The 16,397-nt window shown below is 70.3% G+C and carries 17 protein-coding genes; 3 read left to right on the top strand and 14 right to left on the bottom strand.

Going from position 1 to position 16,397, the window contains the following annotated elements:
* The first annotated feature begins 161 nt into the window (after window positions 1–161).
* Window positions 162–1,280: a hypothetical protein gene (locus ACTJI8_RS06265; protein WP_440732563.1), complete on the top strand. Its 1,119-nt coding sequence runs from the start codon at window positions 162–164 to the stop codon at window positions 1,278–1,280.
* Between the two features lie 24 nt (window positions 1,281–1,304).
* Here ACTJI8_RS06265 and ACTJI8_RS06270 read toward each other — a convergent pair whose 3' ends face one another.
* From ACTJI8_RS06270 to ACTJI8_RS06280, 3 genes are all read right to left on the bottom strand, one after another.
* On the bottom strand, window positions 1,305–3,506 hold the full coding sequence (locus ACTJI8_RS06270) for a cytochrome c oxidase assembly protein (protein ID WP_440732564.1): 2,202 nt from the start codon (window positions 3,504–3,506) through the stop codon (window positions 1,305–1,307).
* Between the two features lie 116 nt (window positions 3,507–3,622).
* Window positions 3,623–3,910 (bottom strand): HU family DNA-binding protein, encoded by a 288-nt coding sequence (locus ACTJI8_RS06275; RefSeq protein WP_045250850.1) that lies wholly within the window; start codon window positions 3,908–3,910, stop codon window positions 3,623–3,625.
* Between the two features lie 196 nt (window positions 3,911–4,106).
* Window positions 4,107–4,688, bottom strand: a complete 582-nt coding sequence (locus ACTJI8_RS06280; protein WP_440732565.1) for a TetR/AcrR family transcriptional regulator — start codon at window positions 4,686–4,688, stop codon at window positions 4,107–4,109.
* A gap of 136 nt (window positions 4,689–4,824) precedes the next feature.
* Between ACTJI8_RS06280 and ACTJI8_RS06285 the strand changes: the two genes are divergently transcribed.
* Window positions 4,825–5,667, top strand: coding sequence for an alpha/beta hydrolase (locus tag ACTJI8_RS06285; RefSeq protein ID WP_440732566.1), 843 nt, complete (start codon window positions 4,825–4,827; stop codon window positions 5,665–5,667).
* A gap of 86 nt (window positions 5,668–5,753) precedes the next feature.
* Here the strand turns inward: ACTJI8_RS06285 and rpsN are convergent, their stop codons facing one another.
* From rpsN to ACTJI8_RS06335, 10 genes are all read right to left on the bottom strand, one after another.
* Entirely contained in the window at window positions 5,754–6,059 is a 306-nt protein-coding gene (rpsN, locus tag ACTJI8_RS06290; protein WP_233311002.1) for a 30S ribosomal protein S14, read from the bottom strand.
* A gap of 3 nt (window positions 6,060–6,062) precedes the next feature.
* Complete coding sequence (rpmG, locus tag ACTJI8_RS06295; protein ID WP_045250846.1) at window positions 6,063–6,233, bottom strand: 50S ribosomal protein L33; 171 nt, start codon at window positions 6,231–6,233, stop codon at window positions 6,063–6,065.
* The gene (gene rpmB, locus ACTJI8_RS06300; protein ID WP_045250845.1) at window positions 6,233–6,469 is read right to left on the bottom strand and encodes a 50S ribosomal protein L28; all 237 of its coding nucleotides are present in this window, start codon (window positions 6,467–6,469) and stop codon (window positions 6,233–6,235) included. The genes rpmG and rpmB overlap by 1 nt, the downstream gene beginning before the upstream one ends.
* Window positions 6,470–6,619: 150 nt before the next feature.
* Window positions 6,620–7,414 carry a DNA-3-methyladenine glycosylase gene (locus ACTJI8_RS06305; protein WP_440732567.1) on the bottom strand — a complete coding sequence of 265 codons (795 nt, stop codon included), beginning with the start codon at window positions 7,412–7,414 and terminating at the stop codon, window positions 6,620–6,622.
* Window positions 7,414–9,303 (bottom strand): hypothetical protein, encoded by a 1,890-nt coding sequence (locus ACTJI8_RS06310; RefSeq protein WP_440732568.1) that lies wholly within the window; start codon window positions 9,301–9,303, stop codon window positions 7,414–7,416. The genes ACTJI8_RS06305 and ACTJI8_RS06310 overlap by 1 nt, the downstream gene beginning before the upstream one ends.
* Complete coding sequence (locus tag ACTJI8_RS06315) at window positions 9,293–10,123, bottom strand: TIGR03943 family putative permease subunit (RefSeq protein WP_440732569.1); 831 nt, start codon at window positions 10,121–10,123, stop codon at window positions 9,293–9,295. Before ACTJI8_RS06315 ends, ACTJI8_RS06310 begins: the two co-directional genes overlap by 11 nt.
* The gene (locus tag ACTJI8_RS06320; RefSeq protein ID WP_440733200.1) at window positions 10,116–11,102 is read right to left on the bottom strand and encodes a permease; all 987 of its coding nucleotides are present in this window, start codon (window positions 11,100–11,102) and stop codon (window positions 10,116–10,118) included. The genes ACTJI8_RS06315 and ACTJI8_RS06320 overlap by 8 nt, the downstream gene beginning before the upstream one ends.
* Before the next feature lie 94 nt (window positions 11,103–11,196).
* Window positions 11,197–11,595: a Fur family transcriptional regulator gene (locus ACTJI8_RS06325; protein WP_440732570.1), complete on the bottom strand. Its 399-nt coding sequence runs from the start codon at window positions 11,593–11,595 to the stop codon at window positions 11,197–11,199.
* A 226-nt stretch (window positions 11,596–11,821) separates the two neighbouring features.
* Window positions 11,822–13,138 (bottom strand): cell division initiation protein, encoded by a 1,317-nt coding sequence (locus ACTJI8_RS06330; protein WP_440732571.1) that lies wholly within the window; start codon window positions 13,136–13,138, stop codon window positions 11,822–11,824.
* A 236-nt stretch (window positions 13,139–13,374) separates the two neighbouring features.
* Window positions 13,375–13,971: a TetR/AcrR family transcriptional regulator gene (locus ACTJI8_RS06335; protein ID WP_440732572.1), complete on the bottom strand. Its 597-nt coding sequence runs from the start codon at window positions 13,969–13,971 to the stop codon at window positions 13,375–13,377.
* Window positions 13,972–14,106: 135 nt separating this feature from the next.
* Between ACTJI8_RS06335 and ACTJI8_RS06340 the strand changes: the two genes are divergently transcribed.
* On the top strand, window positions 14,107–14,793 hold the full coding sequence (locus ACTJI8_RS06340; protein WP_440732573.1) for a DUF899 family protein: 687 nt from the start codon (window positions 14,107–14,109) through the stop codon (window positions 14,791–14,793).
* A gap of 74 nt (window positions 14,794–14,867) precedes the next feature.
* Here ACTJI8_RS06340 and ACTJI8_RS06345 read toward each other — a convergent pair whose 3' ends face one another.
* A complete protein-coding gene (locus ACTJI8_RS06345) occupies window positions 14,868–16,307 on the bottom strand; it encodes a YibE/F family protein (RefSeq protein WP_440732574.1) in 1,440 nt (479 codons plus the stop codon).
* Window positions 16,308–16,397: the final 90 nt, after the last annotated feature.

A 16,397-nucleotide genomic window follows, 5' to 3' on the forward strand; every position in this document is an offset into this window, starting at 1 on the left:
GTCCTCGAATTCTACCGGCGAGCGCCTTCTCTCACCGCGAGACTGCACTGGAATAACGAGACAGCACTCCGGGGCTGCAGTCTCGTCACTCAGTTGCAGTCTCGCGGACCCGGCCGGGCCACTCGGGCTTCCTGCAGGCGGACTTTCGTAGACTGACGCACATGGTGCAGTCGGCGGGGGTGCTGACGCCAGGCGTGCGGTCGCGCCGGGCGCGGAGCGCGCGTCGCCGTGCCTCGCTCTGGTCTGACCTCACCCTGCTGGCTGTCGTCGGCGCCGTGCTGGTGGCCGCCCTCGCCGCGGGCGGACTCACCGTGTACCGCGAGTTCTACAGCCCCTCCGCCTTCGTCACGCGCTATCTGACGCTGCTCAGCGAGGGTCGCGCGGCCGACGCACTGCAGCTGCCCGGCGTCGCCCTCTCCCACGGCGACCTCGACGACGACGCGTTCCGCTCCGCCTCCGATGCCCTGCTGCGTCATGACGCACTCGGCACACTCACCGACATCGTCGTGACCGACGAGCACCCCGACGGCGACGCCACCTCGGTCACCGTGACGTACAAGGCCGGGGGTCACGCCGGATCCTCCACCTTCCGCGTCGCTCAGGACGGCTGGATCGGCGTCGCACCCGCGTGGGAGTTCGCACAGAGCCCGCTCGCCGTCATCTCCCTCACCGTGCGCGGATCCGACCGGTTCTTCGTGAACGGCTTCGAGCTCGACCGCCGCCAGGTCGCGGCGCAGGGTGCGGACTCATCGGCGCTCGACGCGGTCCCGATGCTGGTGTTCTCCCCCGGGCTGTATTCGGTGTCCGTGAAGACCGCGACCGCGACCGCGACCGGCATCGGAGTGCTGGCCGACAAGCCGCTCGCCGACGTGCCGCTCGATGTGCAGGCCAGGCCCACCGACGCCTTCGTCAAGGTCGTGCAGCAGCGGGTCGACGATTTCCTCGCACAGTGCACGACGCAGCATGTCCTGCAGCCCACCGGTTGCCCGTTCGGTCAGACCGTGCCCAACCGCGTCGTCGACGGCCCCACCTGGAGCATGGTCAAGGGACCCGACATCACGCTGCAGCCCGACGGCGAGGGGTGGAAGATCGTGGCGACCCCGGCCACCGCACACATCGAGCTCGAGGTGAAGTCGCTCTACGACGGATCCGTGTCGCACGTCGATGAGGACGTGCCGTTCGAGGTGGACGGGACGATCCGGTTCCTGCCCGACGGATCCGCCTCGATCAGCATCACCTCACCCGAGCAGTCCGCTCCCCCGCCCGGGTCCGAGGGCTGACGCCGGCTGTTCCGCACGGGGTCGTCAGCGCCCGCGGGCGGCAGCCCTGGCGTCCTTCTCGGCGAGTTCGGCGAGCCGCGCGTTGTACTCCTCGAGCTCCGCATCGCCCGAGCGATCGGCAGCCCGGTCCTGACGCTTCTGCACTTTCGCGTCGCTGCGGCTCCACTGGATCGCGACCGTGATGGCGAGGATCAGCGTCGGGATCTCCCCCACCGACCATGCCACGCCGCCGCCCACGTACTGGTCCTGCAGCGGCGTCGCCCCCCAGGTGCGGCCCATGGATCCGAACCACTCGGCGACCATCAGGCCCGACTGCATCATGATCGCCATGCCGAAGAACGCGTGCGTGGCCATCACGGCGATGAGCGTGATCAGGCGTCCTGCGTACGGCAGCCGCCGCGGAACCGGATCCGCACCGATCAGGCTGAGCACGAACAGGTATCCCGAGATGAGGAAGTGCATCGTCATCCACTCGTGCCCGATGTGGTCGGTCATGGCCCAGCGCACGAGGTCGGTGAAGTAGAACGCCCACAGCGACAGCACGAAGATCGCCGCCGCCACGAACGGGTTGGTGACCACCCGCGAGAACGGCGAGTGCACGGCCCACAGGATCCATTCCCGCCCGCCGCGGGTGCCGTCGTCGCGCTTGTCGATCGCGCGCAGGGCGAGCGTGACCGGGGCGCCGGCCACGAGCAGCAGCGGGATCGCCATGGAGAGCATCATGTGCCCGAGCATGTGCACGCTGAACAGGGTCTCCTGATACGCGTTGATCGCGCCCCCGGTGACCCACACCAGCCCCAGCATCCCGAGGATCCAGAACACCGTGCGGTGGATCGGCCAGGCGTCGCCGCGCTTGCGCAGCCGGAGGACTCCGAGCACGTACAGCGCGATTCCGAACGCCGCGGCGGTCGCCCAGATCAGGTCGATGTTCCACGCCGTGATCCAGCGGATCGGGGTGAGTTCGGGGGGCAGCGGGGAGCCGGTGAGGATCTCGGCCGGCGTGCGCACGGTGGCCACCTCGAGGCCGGTGGGCGGCGCGGTGCGCGAGAGCGCGGCGGCGAGGCCGGAGGCGATGCCCATGAGGGCGAGCTCCAGCAGCACCAGGGTCCAGAACGGGCCGGATCCGCCCGCGTTCGCCGACGCGGAGCCGGATCCGTCCTGCTCGAGCTTCGGGATGAGCCGGGTGCGGTAGCGGGCTCCGAGCGCACCGAGCAGAATCAGCACGATCGCCTTGGCGACGATGAGTCCGCCGTAGGGCGTGAGCAGACCGGCCCAGTCGCCCACGGCGACGATGGAGCGGGCGATGCCTGAGACTGCGACCACGATGTACGCGGCGAGGGCGAGGGAGGAGTAGCGGCGCACGAGGTCCGCGAAGGTGAGGCCGCCCCTGGTCTTCTTCGCGCCGGCGGGCCTCTTGGCGCTCTTCGCCCCGGGCTTGGTGGAGGCGTGCGCACCGGCCGTGGCGCTGCCCTTGCGGGCGCCGCCACGCCCGGCGTCGGCGAGCTCGCTGCGGGATCCGCGCAGCACGATCAGCAGCACGAGGCCGCCGATCCACACCGCGGCGCCGACCGTGTGCAGCAGCAGCGAGTTCACCGCGGCGTCATGGCCGCTGAGCTCGCCCGCATGGCCCTGCGTGGCGAGCGGGACGAACGAGGCGGCGGCGAGGATCGCCGTGAGCAGAGTGGCGGTCCAGCCGCGGAAGGCGAACGCGGCGATCGTGATGACGGCGCCCGCGAGCACCGTCATCAGCCAGGCCTGACCGAGAGGGAGCTCGAGCAGGAACCGGCCCAGCTGCGCGCCGAACTCCGGCCCCGCGCTGAGCTTCACACCGAGCGTCTGCAGGAACGTGAACAGACCCGCCACGGCGCTTGCGACCGTGTAGACCGCGGCACCGATCGAGGCGGTGTCCAGTGCGATCTCGAAGGAGCGCGCCCCGCTGCGCAGGGCGAACAACGCGAGCACGAGGGAGCCCAGCATCGCCGCCGCGCCCAGGTTGCTGATCGTCTTCACGACGGGCAGGCCCCAGCGCACCACGGGTCCGGGATCGAGGAGCAGGTTGGGCGCTGCGCCGCCGCCGAACGCGAGCCCGGCGACGACGGCGAGGATCGCGGCGCCGACAAGGATCACGGGACCGGCGATGCGCAGCGTCGGGGATCCGGCGGGCAGGGCGGAGCGGGCGGCATCCGACCCGGTCTCGGGGCGGACCCCGGTGGCGGGGCGATTCACCCCTCCAGCCTATTCCGGTGTCGCTCGGGGTCTGCCGGGAGCCCGGCCGATCGCGAGGCCCCACGCGAAAGGCCGCCCCTCCGAGAGAGGGACGGCCTTGCGAGGCGAAGCCGGAATTACTTGACGGCAGCCTTGAGCTTGGAGCCGGCGGTCACCTTGACGCGCTTGCCGGCCGGGATCTTGATCTCGGCGCCGGTCTGCGGGTTGCGGCCCGTGCGGGCGGCGGTGGCGACCTGCTCGAAGGAGATCCAGCCCGGGATCGAGACCTTGCTGCCCTTGGCAACAGCGTCCGAGACCGTGGCGAACAGGGCATCGAGAACGCCGGAGACGGCAGCCTGGCTCTGGCCGGTGGCGCTGGCGATGCTCGCGACGAGCTCGGTCTTGGTGATGGACTTGTCAGCCATTTCATCCTCCAGCGACGGGATCCCGTCGCTTCGTATCAGAGTTCCGGATGGGCGGATGCCCCCCGTTGGTCGAACGACCGCCTTGAATGTATCAACCAAACCCCGGATTTCCGCGTCATTTCGCGGGTTTTGACGTTTTGAGACGGCGTGTCGCGCCTCATTCGTCACTCCAGTCACAGGGGCGGGCGCCCGGAGGTCACCGGCCGTGAGCGGCGATGAGGTCTCGCGCGGTGCGGGCGAACGCGGGAGCGACCCTGTTCTGTCCGTCGAGGTACCCGCCGACCAGGGCCGCATCGCGGAGCAGGACGAGAGAAGCCGCCACCGCGTCGGGGTCGCGCAGCTGCGCCCCCTCGGCCAGCTGCCTCAGCGTCTCGCGGAACCACTCGCGGTGCACAGCGATGAGGTCTCGCACCGGGCCCTGATCAGGGTATTCGGCGGCGGCGTTGATGAAAGGGCAACCGCGCGTGTGACGCTCACGGATGTCGTGCGCAATCCCGTCCACGACGAGGTCGAGCAGCACGGCGGGATCATCCGATGCCTCGGCAGCCAGCGCGAACAGTCCGCGCAGTTCTACGTCCTCGCCCTGGAGGTAAGCGAGGACCAGCCCCTCCTTGCCCGCGAACTGCTTGTACATCGTGGCGCGGGTGACGCCCGCCGTCTCGATGATCCGGTCGACGCCAACCGAGTGGATGCCTTCGCGATAGAAGAGCTCGGTCGCCGCGTCGAGCAGTCTCTGCCGCGCCGAGCCGGGGCGGACCGTCGTTGTGGTCGTCGTCATGAATGCCCTTCCTCGTCCATCGTGCCACACGGGAATACTCTTGTGTAGATAGAACGTTCAGTCTACCATGGGCAGCGAAGCAGCAGACGCGGATCCCGCAGACCACTCGAACACCGAATCACCCAAGGAGCACGACATGACCACCTCGACCAAGACCCCGATCGTCCTCATCCATGGGCTGTGGATGACGCCCAAGAGCTGGAACACCTGGGCGCAGCGCTTCCGCGACGCCGGCCACGAGGTGATCGTCCCGGGCTGGCCCGGTATCGACGACCGCGACGTCGAAGACATCCGGCGCAACCCCGAAGCGCTCAATGGCGTGGGCCTGAAGCAGATCGTCGACCACTACGAGCGAATCATCCGCGCCCTCCCGGTGAAGCCGATCATCATGGGGCACTCGTTCGGTGGCGTGATCACTCAGATGCTCGCGGACCGCGGCCTCGGTGCCGCCTATGTCGGAGTCGCCCCGGGGCAGACCGCCGGCATCACGACACTGCCGCTGTCGACGCTGTGGACGGGCACCCCGATCCTGTCCAACCCGTTCGGACGCAACGGCGCGAAGCCGCTGTCGAAGCGCCACTTCCACTTCACCTTCGGCAACGACCTGCCCCGCGCGGAGTCCGACCGGCTGTGGCAGGAGTACGCGGTCAACTCCTACAACCGCGTCTTCTTCGAGGGCGTCTCGTCCGTGCTCAATGAGAAGGGCGGCGTCACCCACGTCGACTACGACCGCACCGACCGCGCACCGCTCCTGGTCATCACCGGCGAGATCGACCACGTCGTGCCCCCGGCGATCGGCAAGGCCATCGTCAAGAAGTACCGCTCCAGCGGCAGCCCGGCGGTCGTCGACTACCGCGAGTACCCGGGCCGCACCCACCGGCTGGTGAGCCAGGACGGCTGGGAGCAGATCGCCGACGACGCGCTGGGCTGGGCCACCGCGAACGAGCTCCGCGAACCGGTGGCGACGCCCGAGGTGTGACGAGACCTCCGGACACGCAGAAGGGGCGAGGATCCGAAGATCCTCGCCCCTTGCGTCCCTGGGATGAACTCAGGGACCGGTAAGACTTACCAGCTCGACTTGGTCACGCCGGGCAGCTCGCCACGGTGCGCCATGTCACGGAAGCGGACACGCGAGATGCCGAACTTCGTGAGGACACCGCGGGGGCGGCCGTCGATGGCGTCGCGCGAACGGACGCGGGCAGGCGACGCGTTGCGCGGAAGCTTCTGCAGGCCGACGCGGGCGGCCTCGCGGGCCTCCTCGGTCGCGTTCGGGTCGACCAGGGTCTTCTTCAGCTCGGCACGACGCTCGGCGTAACGCTCGACGACGACCTTGCGCTGCTCGTTGCGCGCGATCTTGCTCTTCTTAGCCATGGATCAACGCTCCTCTCGGAATTCGACGTGCTTGCGAACCACCGGGTCGTACTTCTTCAGCACGAGGCGGTCGGGGGTGTTGCGGCGGTTCTTCTTGGTCACGTAGGTGTACCCCGTGCCCGCGGTCGAACGCAGCTTGATGATCGGACGGATGTCCTGAGCCTTCTTGGCCATTAGAGCTTCACACCCTTCGCCTGGAGGTCCGCGACGACCCGCTCGATGCCGCGGGCGTCGATCACCTTGATGCCCTTGGCGGACACGTTGAGCGTGATCTTACGACCGAGCGACGGAACGAAATACGTCTTCTTCTGCACGTTCGGGTCGAAGCGGCGCTTCGTCCGACGGTGCGAGTGCGAGATGTTGTGACCGAAACCGGGAACTGCTCCGGTCACCTGGCACACTGCTGCCATGATGACTCCTTCTCTACCGTGAGGCCGGACGGCCCCACCCAAGATCCCTTGTCTGCACGCCTCTCCCCTGCCCGATCGCTCGGTTCAGAAGGGGAGGCACACGAACTGCGCACAGGAGTGTGCGCAGACAAAGAGCTACTTTAGCACGGATCAGCGGCCGGGCGTGTCGGCGGCTGCCGCCGCCTCGGCGGCTCCCCGCCCCCAGCGGAACGGGGACACGGTCGGATCCCCGGGGATCCAGAACCGCCAGGGGAACGCATCCGTGCCGGCGTGACCCGCGACGCCCACCCGGGGTCCGGAGGCGACGTCGGCCAGCGGGTCCGCGAGCCACAGCTCGGCACGCGCTCCGGCCCACTCCGCCCCCGCGATCGCGTCGATGCCGTCATGACGGGGGTGCCGCAGGCCCGAGGCCTGGCCGAACCGGCCCGGCCCCCGTGCGAGGTCCCGCAGCTGCGTGGCGCGCAATTCAGGCTGAACGCCGGATCCGGGTCCGAATACGCCCGATCCGACGCGATCGGCGACGTCCGGCCTGAATTGTGCGCCGAGCCCCCGCCGCTCCGCGGCGACACCGACGCCGCGTTCCACCTCGCCGGCCCGCAGCAGCACACCACCGGCGACGCCGTCGGGTGCGCACACCACGTTCACGCAGGAGTGGATGCCGTGACTGAGGTACACGTACAGATGCCCGGGCTCGCCCCACATCGTGGCGTTGCGCGCGGTGCGGCCCATCCGGGCGTGGGAGCCGGGATCCGGCACCGGGCCCACGCCCTTGCCGTGGTAGGCCTCGACCTCGGTGATCCGCAGCTGCACCTCGGCGCCGTCCACGAACGTGCGCAGCCGGGCACCGAGCAGGCGCGGCGCCACCTCGAGCGGCAGCGCCTGCAGGTCCTCCCGCCGGGCGCGGCGCAGGCGGTCGCCGGCGGGCGGAAGACCCGCGCCGGTCATCACCGGTGCGGCGCCTGCGCGCACCACGACGGGTCGAAGCCGGCGAGCACGACGAGCTCCTTGCCGGTCTTCGTGTCGACGATGTGCGTCTGCATCGTGGTCGGCAGCGGCAGCAGCGACTGGTCGTAGGGGTTGTTCACGAGCTTGGGGGCCACCACGATCGCGCTGTACTGCCCGCTCGGGGACGGGCAGGCCTGCATGATCGCGTCGGATCCGGTCACGCTGAACAGCTTCGTCGCCTTGCCGTCGTCGTCCACCCGGGTGACGATCTGCCCGGTCGGCAACCCGGTGGCATCGCGGGTGGCGACCTGTCGCAGCGTGCCTCCGGGGAAGGGCGCGATCGTGCCCGGCACGCCGAAGTCGGGGGTGGAGGCGGCCAGGGGCTTCTCGGATCCGTCCGCCAGGTTCAGCTCGACCAGGTCGTTGCCGCGGCTGACGATCGCCGTGTAGGTGCCTCGGGAGATGCCCTCGACGGTCTGCGCGGCGCCGAGGGCCGTCGGCTTCGCCTTCGCATCGGAACGGTCCTCGACGTACAGCGCACCGCTGAAGTCGATGAACAGCGCCGAGGAGGAGTCGGGCACGAACGCCCACTGAGCGATGCTCGGCATCTTGTCCCCGACCGTGACGATCTGCGGCTCGCCGTCGCCCGTGAGCGACTGGCTCACCAGGATGCTCGCCCGACCGCTGGTCGCACTGATGCCCTTGTCGGTGAAGGTGTAGCCGACGAGGTTGCCGCGCTCGGACACCTGCAGGTTCGAGAGGAACCCGGGGCCGGGCAGCTTCAGCTCCCGCTGGTTCTTGCCCTTCCGATCCATCACCAGCAGCACCGACGTGCCGCCCTTCTCCGTCGCCACCACGAGGTGGTCGGCCGTTGCGCGGAAGTCGTCGATCTTCTCGTGCTGCACGACGGGGACGGCGTTCTTGCCGCCGAGGTCGGTGAGGAAGATGGTGTCGTCGCCGTCGGCGTTGCGCTGCAGCAGGAAGATCGTGGACTTCGGCGTCTGGAAGGTCGCCTGCAGCGTGCTCTGACGCTGCTTGTCGGTGCCGGTCGCATCCTTCACGGTGACCGTGTAGGTCGTGTCGTCGTCGAGCGGCACGGTGAAGCGGATCCCGAGGTTGCGCCCCGACGTGTCGACGGTGAACGGAGCCTTGGGGCTCACGCTCACCTGTTTCGGATCCACCTTCGCCAGCGGCTGGCTGGCGGTGATGATCATGCGCGTACCGGAGGCGTCGATCGCCGACTGCGCGTCGATCTTCACGCTGCTCACGCGCGGTCCCTGCAACAGCGTGATCACCCCGAACGCGGCGACCACGAGCACGAGCGCCCCGATCACCGCACCGAGGACCAGCGGGAACCGCCGGCGGCGCGCGACCGGGGCCGGCGTGGGATGGGGCTGCCACTCCGGGGGCTCGAGCCGCGGATCGGCGGGCTGCTCGAGCTGCGGATCCGCCGGCGACTCTTCGACATGCGCATCGTCCGGCACGAGGGGCGGATCCTCCTGGTGCACGCGCGTCGCCGCCGCCGCGGCCGGCGCCGGGGCGATGTCCGGGAACTCGGCCTCGGCCTGCGCCGGAGCGGCATCGGCCGTCGAGGCGCTTGTGCCCGATCCTGCGTTCGGCGTCCGCCGCGGTCCCGGAGTGTCGTCGAAGACCTGCTCGGGCGCCGCAGAGCGGGTGACCGGCTCATCCGCGGTCGGCACGGCGGGGACCTGCGGAGCCTCGGGAGCGTCCGCCGCAGTCGAGGCCCTCGGCGCGACGGCCTCGGAAGGCTCGGCCGGGCCGGAACCTTCCGGCGCCGCGGCTTCCACCCCGGCAGCCGCCTCCTCCGCCGCACGGCGCGCGCGCAACTCGGCGCGGGTGAGGGGGTGATCCGCGTCGTCAGTGCTCATAGGGGTCCTTCGGCTCCGAGATCTTCGACACACTGGCCGGCACGATCGAGAGCTTCCCGTCCGCGCTGGCGCGAACGGTCCCCTTCACCTGAATCCAGTCGCCCACAGCGTACTGGCCCTGCCAGCCGCTGATCTGCACGGGCACCGACGCCGGCTGCGCGTCGAGCACGCAGTGCGTGATGACCATGCGGGTCAGGTGCGCCTGATCCTTCGCGGATCCGCTGGGCGTGAGGAAGCCGGTGAGGGTCACCGTGGATCCGTCGTACTTCTCGGGCCGGGAGCCCGTGGCGAACACACTGGCCCAGCCGCCCACGCCGAACGTGCTGGTGTCGGTGTTCGCTCCGAGGGCGACGTCGTCGGCGCCGGCGAACAGCACGTTGCCCATCGGGGCGCGCTGCATCGCCATGTCCACCGAGAGGGACGCAGGAGGCAGCAACAGAGCTCCCGCGACGACGCCGGTCGCGATCACTCCGCCGGTCGCACCCAGCACCGTGCCCAGCACGCGGCGGCCGGACCGGGCGGGCGCGTGGTCGTGGTCATGCCCGTGGTCGGCGTCTCCGTGATCGTGACCGTGGTCCTGCTCCGCGCCGAGCGGCAGCACGCACGACCATACGGCGCCGACCAGCGTCGCGATCGCTGCGGCCACGGCGAACCACACCGTCTCGGGGCTGATGTAGAGCGTGAGCCGCCCCGTGAAGGCGAGGACGAGGGTGGCGATCGCGAGCGCGACGGCCAGACCGGCGCCGAGCCAGCGGGTGCCGAGTGCCTGCGCACGAGAGGGCCGGTGCGCAGTCGTCGTCTCAGGAAGAACCTCAGGCAAAGACGTTCACCCCGATCCCCAGGGCGAAGCCGAACAGGATCACGATGCCGACGATCCCGCCGAGGGTGCGGGCGGTGAAGGTGGTGCGCAGCAGCGCCATCATCTTGATGTCGACCAGCGGACCCACCAGGAGGAAGGCGACGATCGCGCCCGGCGAGAACGTCGAGGCGAACGAGAGCGCGAAGAACGAGTCCACGTTCGAGCAGATCGCCACCGAGATGGCCAGCGCGATCATCGCGACGACGGACAGCAGCGGGTTGGAGCCGATCGCCAGCAGCACGTCGCGCGGGACGAGCACCTGCACGGCGCCCGCGAGCGCGGATCCGATGATCAGCGCGGGCATCACGGCGCGCAGCTCGATGAGGAACTGGGCCAGGCTCCGGCGGATCCCGGATCCCTGCTCGTGCACGACGACCTCGCAGGTGTCGCGGAACCGCGCGGTGAGCAGCGCGTCGGGATCGGGATGCCGGCTGTACACCCAGCCGATCAGGTTGGCGACGAGGTAGCCGCCGACGAGACGGGCTACCAGGATCCCGCCGTCGAAGCCGAACGCGGCATGCGTCGTGAGGATCACGATGGGGTTGACGATGGGAGCCGCGATGAGGAACGTCAGCGCCTCCGCAGGTCCCAGCCCGCGCATCATCAGCCCGCGGGCGAACGGCACGTTGCCGCACTCGCACACCGGGATGAGCATGCCCAGCAGCGACAGCACGGCCCTGCGCGCCCAGCCACGCTTCGGCAGCACGCGCTCGATCACGCCAGCGGGCAGCCATACCTGCACCGCGATCGAGAGCAGCACCCCGAGGATCACGAAAGGCAGCGCCTCGAACAGCACGCTCAGTGACAGGGTGAGCCCGTCCTGCAGCCGGTTCGGCAGGCGGGCGGAGAACAGATGCGGCGCGAACACGTCGATTGCGACGAGGGCGGCCACTACGGCGACGCCGATCGCCGCACCGATGAGTGCCGTGCGCCCGGACAGCCGCGGCGGCGGGGTGCGCAGCGCGTGCGGAGTCGTCGCGCCGTCGCGCGTTGCGGTCGTACGGCGGCCGGGGGTCGTCAAGGTCACGCGGGGATCACTCCTGGGCGGCGTTCGCGCAGTTCGCACACAGTCCGAAGATGTCCACCACGTGCTCCGCGTCGCGGAAGCCGTGCTGGGCCGCGGTGCGCTGCGCCCACTGCTCGACGTCGGTCGCCTCGATCTCCACGGTCATCCCGCAGGAGCGGCAGATCAGGTGGTGGTGGTGGCCCTCGCTGCTGCACGCGCGGTAGAGCGCCTCGCCCTCGGGGCTCTGCAGCGAATCGGCCTCACCAGAGGCCGCGAGTCCGGCGAGGGCACGATAGACGGTGGCCAGGCCGATGCCGGTATTGGCCTCGCGCAGGGCCTGGTGCAGCGACTGCGCGCTCACGAATCCGCGCAGGTCGGAGAGCTCCTCGCGCACGCGTTCGCGCTGCCACGTGTTCCGCTGGGCCATGCCTCGAGTCTAGAGCGGGGTGCTGGCCTGCGGCTGGGAGCGGCGTATCCGTGACCTCCGAGCGAGGATGGGGTCGTTGAGCGAGGACGCCGCACGGTCGTTGAGCGAGGACGCGCAGCGACCGAGACGAAACGCAGACCGAGACGAAACGCGGCGACCTTGCGAGATCACCGCGTTTCGTCTCACGGGCGCTGCGCACGTGTTCGCTCAACGACCCCGGAAGGGGTCAGGCCTCGGTGCCCTCCGCGGGTGCCTCGGCCCCGTCGGTCTCTGCCGGGCTCTCCGTCTCGGGGGCGGGGGCGGATCCGGATGCCTCGCTGCCGAGAGCACCGTCGGGGCGGATCAGCTCGCGCACCTCGGCCATGAAGCTGGTGAGTTGCTGCTGCTGCCAGCGCAGCTGCCGGGCCCGGTCGTCGGCGTCGCGCACGACGTTCGCGGTGTGCGCGGTGACCATGTCGACGATCTTCTGCGACTTGGTGCGGGCGCGGTCGAGGGTCTCGCGGGCGCGCACCTGCGCCTCGGCCTCGATCGCGCTGGCCTGCGAGCGCATCAGGCGTTCGTAGTCCTCGGCCTTGGCGGAGATCCGCTCGGCGTGCGCCAGCGAGGACGCGACCTGCTCGTTGGCGTCGGCGGTGATGCGCTCCGCGTGCGCGACGGCCTGGTTGTGCAGCACGAGGAACTCCTGCTGCGCGTCGTCCTGACGGCGCGTGAGGGACTCCTCCATCTCCAGCACCCGCGCGTTCATCTCGCGCACCTCGCGCTCGGCGGAGACGCGCAGATCGGTCGTCTCCCGGGTGACCATCGCGCGCAGCGCCGCGGCGCCCTTCTCGGCCTCGGTGCGGATCGAGTGCGCCTCCTGCTCGGCGTGGTTCACCTTCTCGGCGGCGTGCGCGGCCTCGCGCTCGACCTGCGCGGTGTGCGCGGTGAACTCGGTCTCCATCTTCAGGCGCACCTGGTCGGCGTCGCGCTCGGCCTGCGCCGTGATGCGCGCGACGTCGGCGTCGAGTTCGGCGCGCTTGGCGGCGGCCTCGTCGCGGGCGGCGTCGAGCAGACGCTCCGCCTGCACCGCGGCGTTCTGGATCAGGACGCTGGCCTGCTCCTCCGCCACGCGCAGCACGGTCTCGAACTGCGAGCGCGAGGTGGCCTCGTCGATGTCCTCCTGGGATCCGGCCAGAGCGGTGCTCAGCGACTGGATCTGCTGCGCGGACTCGGCGATCTTGGCGTTCGCCGTCGCGAGGTCGGACTCCAGTTTCGCCGCACGCTTCTCATGCGCGGCGGTCGCCTTCTCCAGTTCCTCGCGGTGCTTATCCGCGACCTTGCTGAGCTCGCCGCGCAGGTGCGCGTCGGCCTTCGCGCCGGACTCGGACGCGCGCCGCAGCTCCTCCGTGAGGGCGGTCAGGTGCGCGTCGACCTCGGTCTTGTCATAGCCGCGGAAGCCGATCGTGAAGGACTGCTGCGTCGTAGGGTTGTCCAGCAGCTGATCGAAGAAGTCGCCCTGGGGGCCTTTGTCCTCGGTTGCTCGGTCCTCGGTTGCCTCGGCCACGTGCCGCGCCTTTCTGTTCGCCCCTCCTTCTCCCGGGCAGGGGGGATGTGCCGGAAGGATGGATGCGGAGGGTGAATCGCGTCGTCCGGCGCCCCTGGGTGCGGGGTCCGCGATCCGCGCGAGTCCTGAAGATCCTAACCCGGCGTTCCGTTGTGCCGACAGGGCTGGAGCCCGGCTGGGCGCGGAACGATCGGCAGGAGGATCGCCGCGTCGACGCAGCCCGGTCCGGGCGCCGTTCACGCCGCTGAGCTGTCGGCGTCCTCGGAACGGATCCCGGCGACCACCGCGCGGACCGCGACCTCGGCGCGACGGCGCTGCTCCGCCCGGTCCACGCCGGAGAGCGGTCCGCGCAGGCAGAGCTCCGCGAAACCGTGCACGGTGGCCCAGCACGCCCAGGCGGCGTCGTCGCGGCGTTCGGCGGAGAGCTCGCCGGCCGCGACGAGATCGTCGAGCGCGGCAGTCAGCGCCACGAACGCGGGAGCCTTCCGCACCGTCGCAGGATCCGGCGGCCGGATCCCGAAGAAGACCACCCCGAACCATCCCGGCTCATCCAGGGCGAAGTCGACGTAGGCGACGCCGATCCGACGCAGCCGCGCGGCCGGAGAGCGGTCGGAGGCATCGGTCATCGCGGCGGCCAGACCCGGTTGGATCGCGGCCGCGGTCGCGTCGAGCAGTGCCGCACGGTTCGGGAAGTGCCGGTACGCGGCGTTCGGCGACACCCCGGCCCGTCGGGTCGCCTCGCGGATCGTCACCGCCGAGGGCCCGCCCTCACGGCTGAGTTCGATCGCCGCCTGGACGAGGGCGGTCGCGAGATCGCCGTGATGGTAGGCCACCAGATCTCCTCCCCTCGGGACCGGTTCCGCCTCTTGAACCGGCTTCGCGCGATGTGTACGGTGTGAACATAGCAGATGTGGACGCCGTGAACATCGGTGCCCTCGGCGCGACTGGAACGACCAACGGAGGATGTCATGACCGCTCTGCCCCCTGTCGTCGACGAGCAGACCTGGCGCGAGGAGCTTGCGAAGCTGCGCGTCCGCGAGAAGGCCGCGACCCGCGAGCTGGACGCGATCGCCGCCGCGCGTCGCCGGCTGCCCGCCGTGAAGCTGCCCGAGTACACACTGATCGCCGAGGACGGCTCCGCCGTCAGGCTGGCCGACATCTTCGACGGGCACAGCCAGCTGGTCGTCTACCACCACATGTGGACGGATGGCGCGACCTGGCAGTGCCCCGGCTGCACCGGCGGGACGGCGCAGTTCGCGCGCCCCGACATCGTGGAGCCCCTGGATGCACGATTCGTCATCGTCACCAACGGGCCGATGGACGAGATCCTCGCGTACAAGAAGCGCGTCGGGAACCTGATGACCTGGTACTCGGCGGCCGGCACGAGCTTCGGCGCCGACATGGACGCCGGTCCCGGCGAGGGATTCGGATACAACGTGTTCCTGCGCGACGGGGACGACGTCTACCGCACCTGGCACACCTCCGGCCGCGGGGCCGAGCAGTTCATGCTCACCTTCGCGATCGCCGACGTGCTGCCGTACGGGCGCCAGGAGGTCTGGCAGGACGTTCCGGATGGCTGGCCCCAGCACCCGACCTATGAGGGATGGCCGGGATCGAAGGAGATCGCCGAACGCTACGGCGATCCGACGGCCTAGCCTCCAGGATCAGGCCCTGGGGCAGGCCTTCGGGTCGGCCCCAGGGCCCCGTCCCGCGTTCGGCGCCGCGGGATTCACCCGGTGCGCGGGCTCGGCCTCGTCAGCGGTTCGTCCTCGACAGTGCGCAGCGTGCGCAGCCAGGCGACCTTCTCGGCGTCGTCCTCGCCGAGCGAAGCCGGCATCGGCGCCCCGGTCACGGCGGACCGGGGCGGCAGCAGCGCGACGGCGATGGCGGTGGTGAGCGGAACGGCGAGCACGAGCCCGATCCCGCTGCACAGCGTGCGGACGACCTCCGTCGCGATGTCCTCCAGGCTCAGCAGGCTCACCATCGGCTGGTCGTACACGTAGAGCAGGAGCACCACGCTCAACGAAGCCCCCACGTAGGCGAACACGATCGTGTAGATGGTGGAGGCGATGTGGTCTCGACCGATGCGCATCGCGCGGCCGAAGAGCTGCCGCCGAGAGAGCTCCGGGGCGACGGCGCGCAGCTCCCAGACGGAGGAGCTCTGCGTGATCGTCACGTCGTTGAGCACGCCCAGGCCGGCGATGATGATCGCGCAGGTGAGCAGCCCCTGGAAGTCGACCTGCGGCACCATCGGCGCCAGGAACCCGCCGCTCTCGTCGATGCCGCTCAGCCTGGTCGTGCCGACCGCCAGCTGGGCCAGCATCGCGGTGATGGCGACGCCCGCCAGGGTTCCCGCCAGCGCTGCGCTCGTGCGCATGGAGATGCCGTGCGCGAGATACAGCACGACGTAGAGGATCGCAGAGGAGCCGACGAGGGCGATGGCCATCGCGGGCCCGGCGTGAAGCAGGGCGGGCAGCATGAACATCACGATCATGGCGCCGCTGAACACCAAGCCGACGAGGGCGAGCAGGCCTCGCAGCAGTCCGACCACGACGACGACCAGCGCGAACAGGCCGGCCCAGACCGCCAGGGGGACGGTTCTGACCACACCGAACGCCGAGACCCCCGGATCCACGCCACCCGGCTGAACGATGTTCGACTGCCGGGGCAGCTGGACGACCATGAGCTCGAGCCGGTCGCCGGGACGCAGACCCGCACGGGCGAACGGCCCGTTCAGCATGGTCGTGACCTTGTCGCCGGCACGGGCGCCGCTCTCGATCCTGACCTGGGCGATCAGGCAGGGCGCGGCGGCCGCGCCTCCCGCAGCAGGGGCGACCACGCCACCGGAGCCCGATTGGCCATTGGGACCGGCGCCCGCTCCCCCGGAGCCCGAGCCGGGTGCCCCGCCGGATCCGCCGCCCGCCGATGGTGGCAGATCCGCGCAGTCGGTCAGCTTCAGGATCTCGCCGGTCGGATAGGTCGTGCTCCGCGCGGACGCGGAACCGGTCGCCAGCCCTCCCGGACGCGCTGCGGAAGGCCAGAGAAGCAGCAGTCCGACGATCGTCACCACCCCGACGACGATCAGGGTCGTCAGCAGAATGCGCCGGGGAGTGCGCGCTACCCGAACCTGACGGATCGCGGCCGTGTCATGTCCGTGCCCGTGTCCCATCGCCGAACTCCTCCACTCGCCCCGGGAGGATTGTCGCCCCGGGAAGGCCGGTCGCGCGGCACGCGGGCAGGCGTGGCGAGTCGGCGGTCG

Source organism: Microbacterium sp. 22303 (assembly GCF_052045265.1).
Taxonomy (GTDB): domain Bacteria; phylum Actinomycetota; class Actinomycetes; order Actinomycetales; family Microbacteriaceae; genus Microbacterium.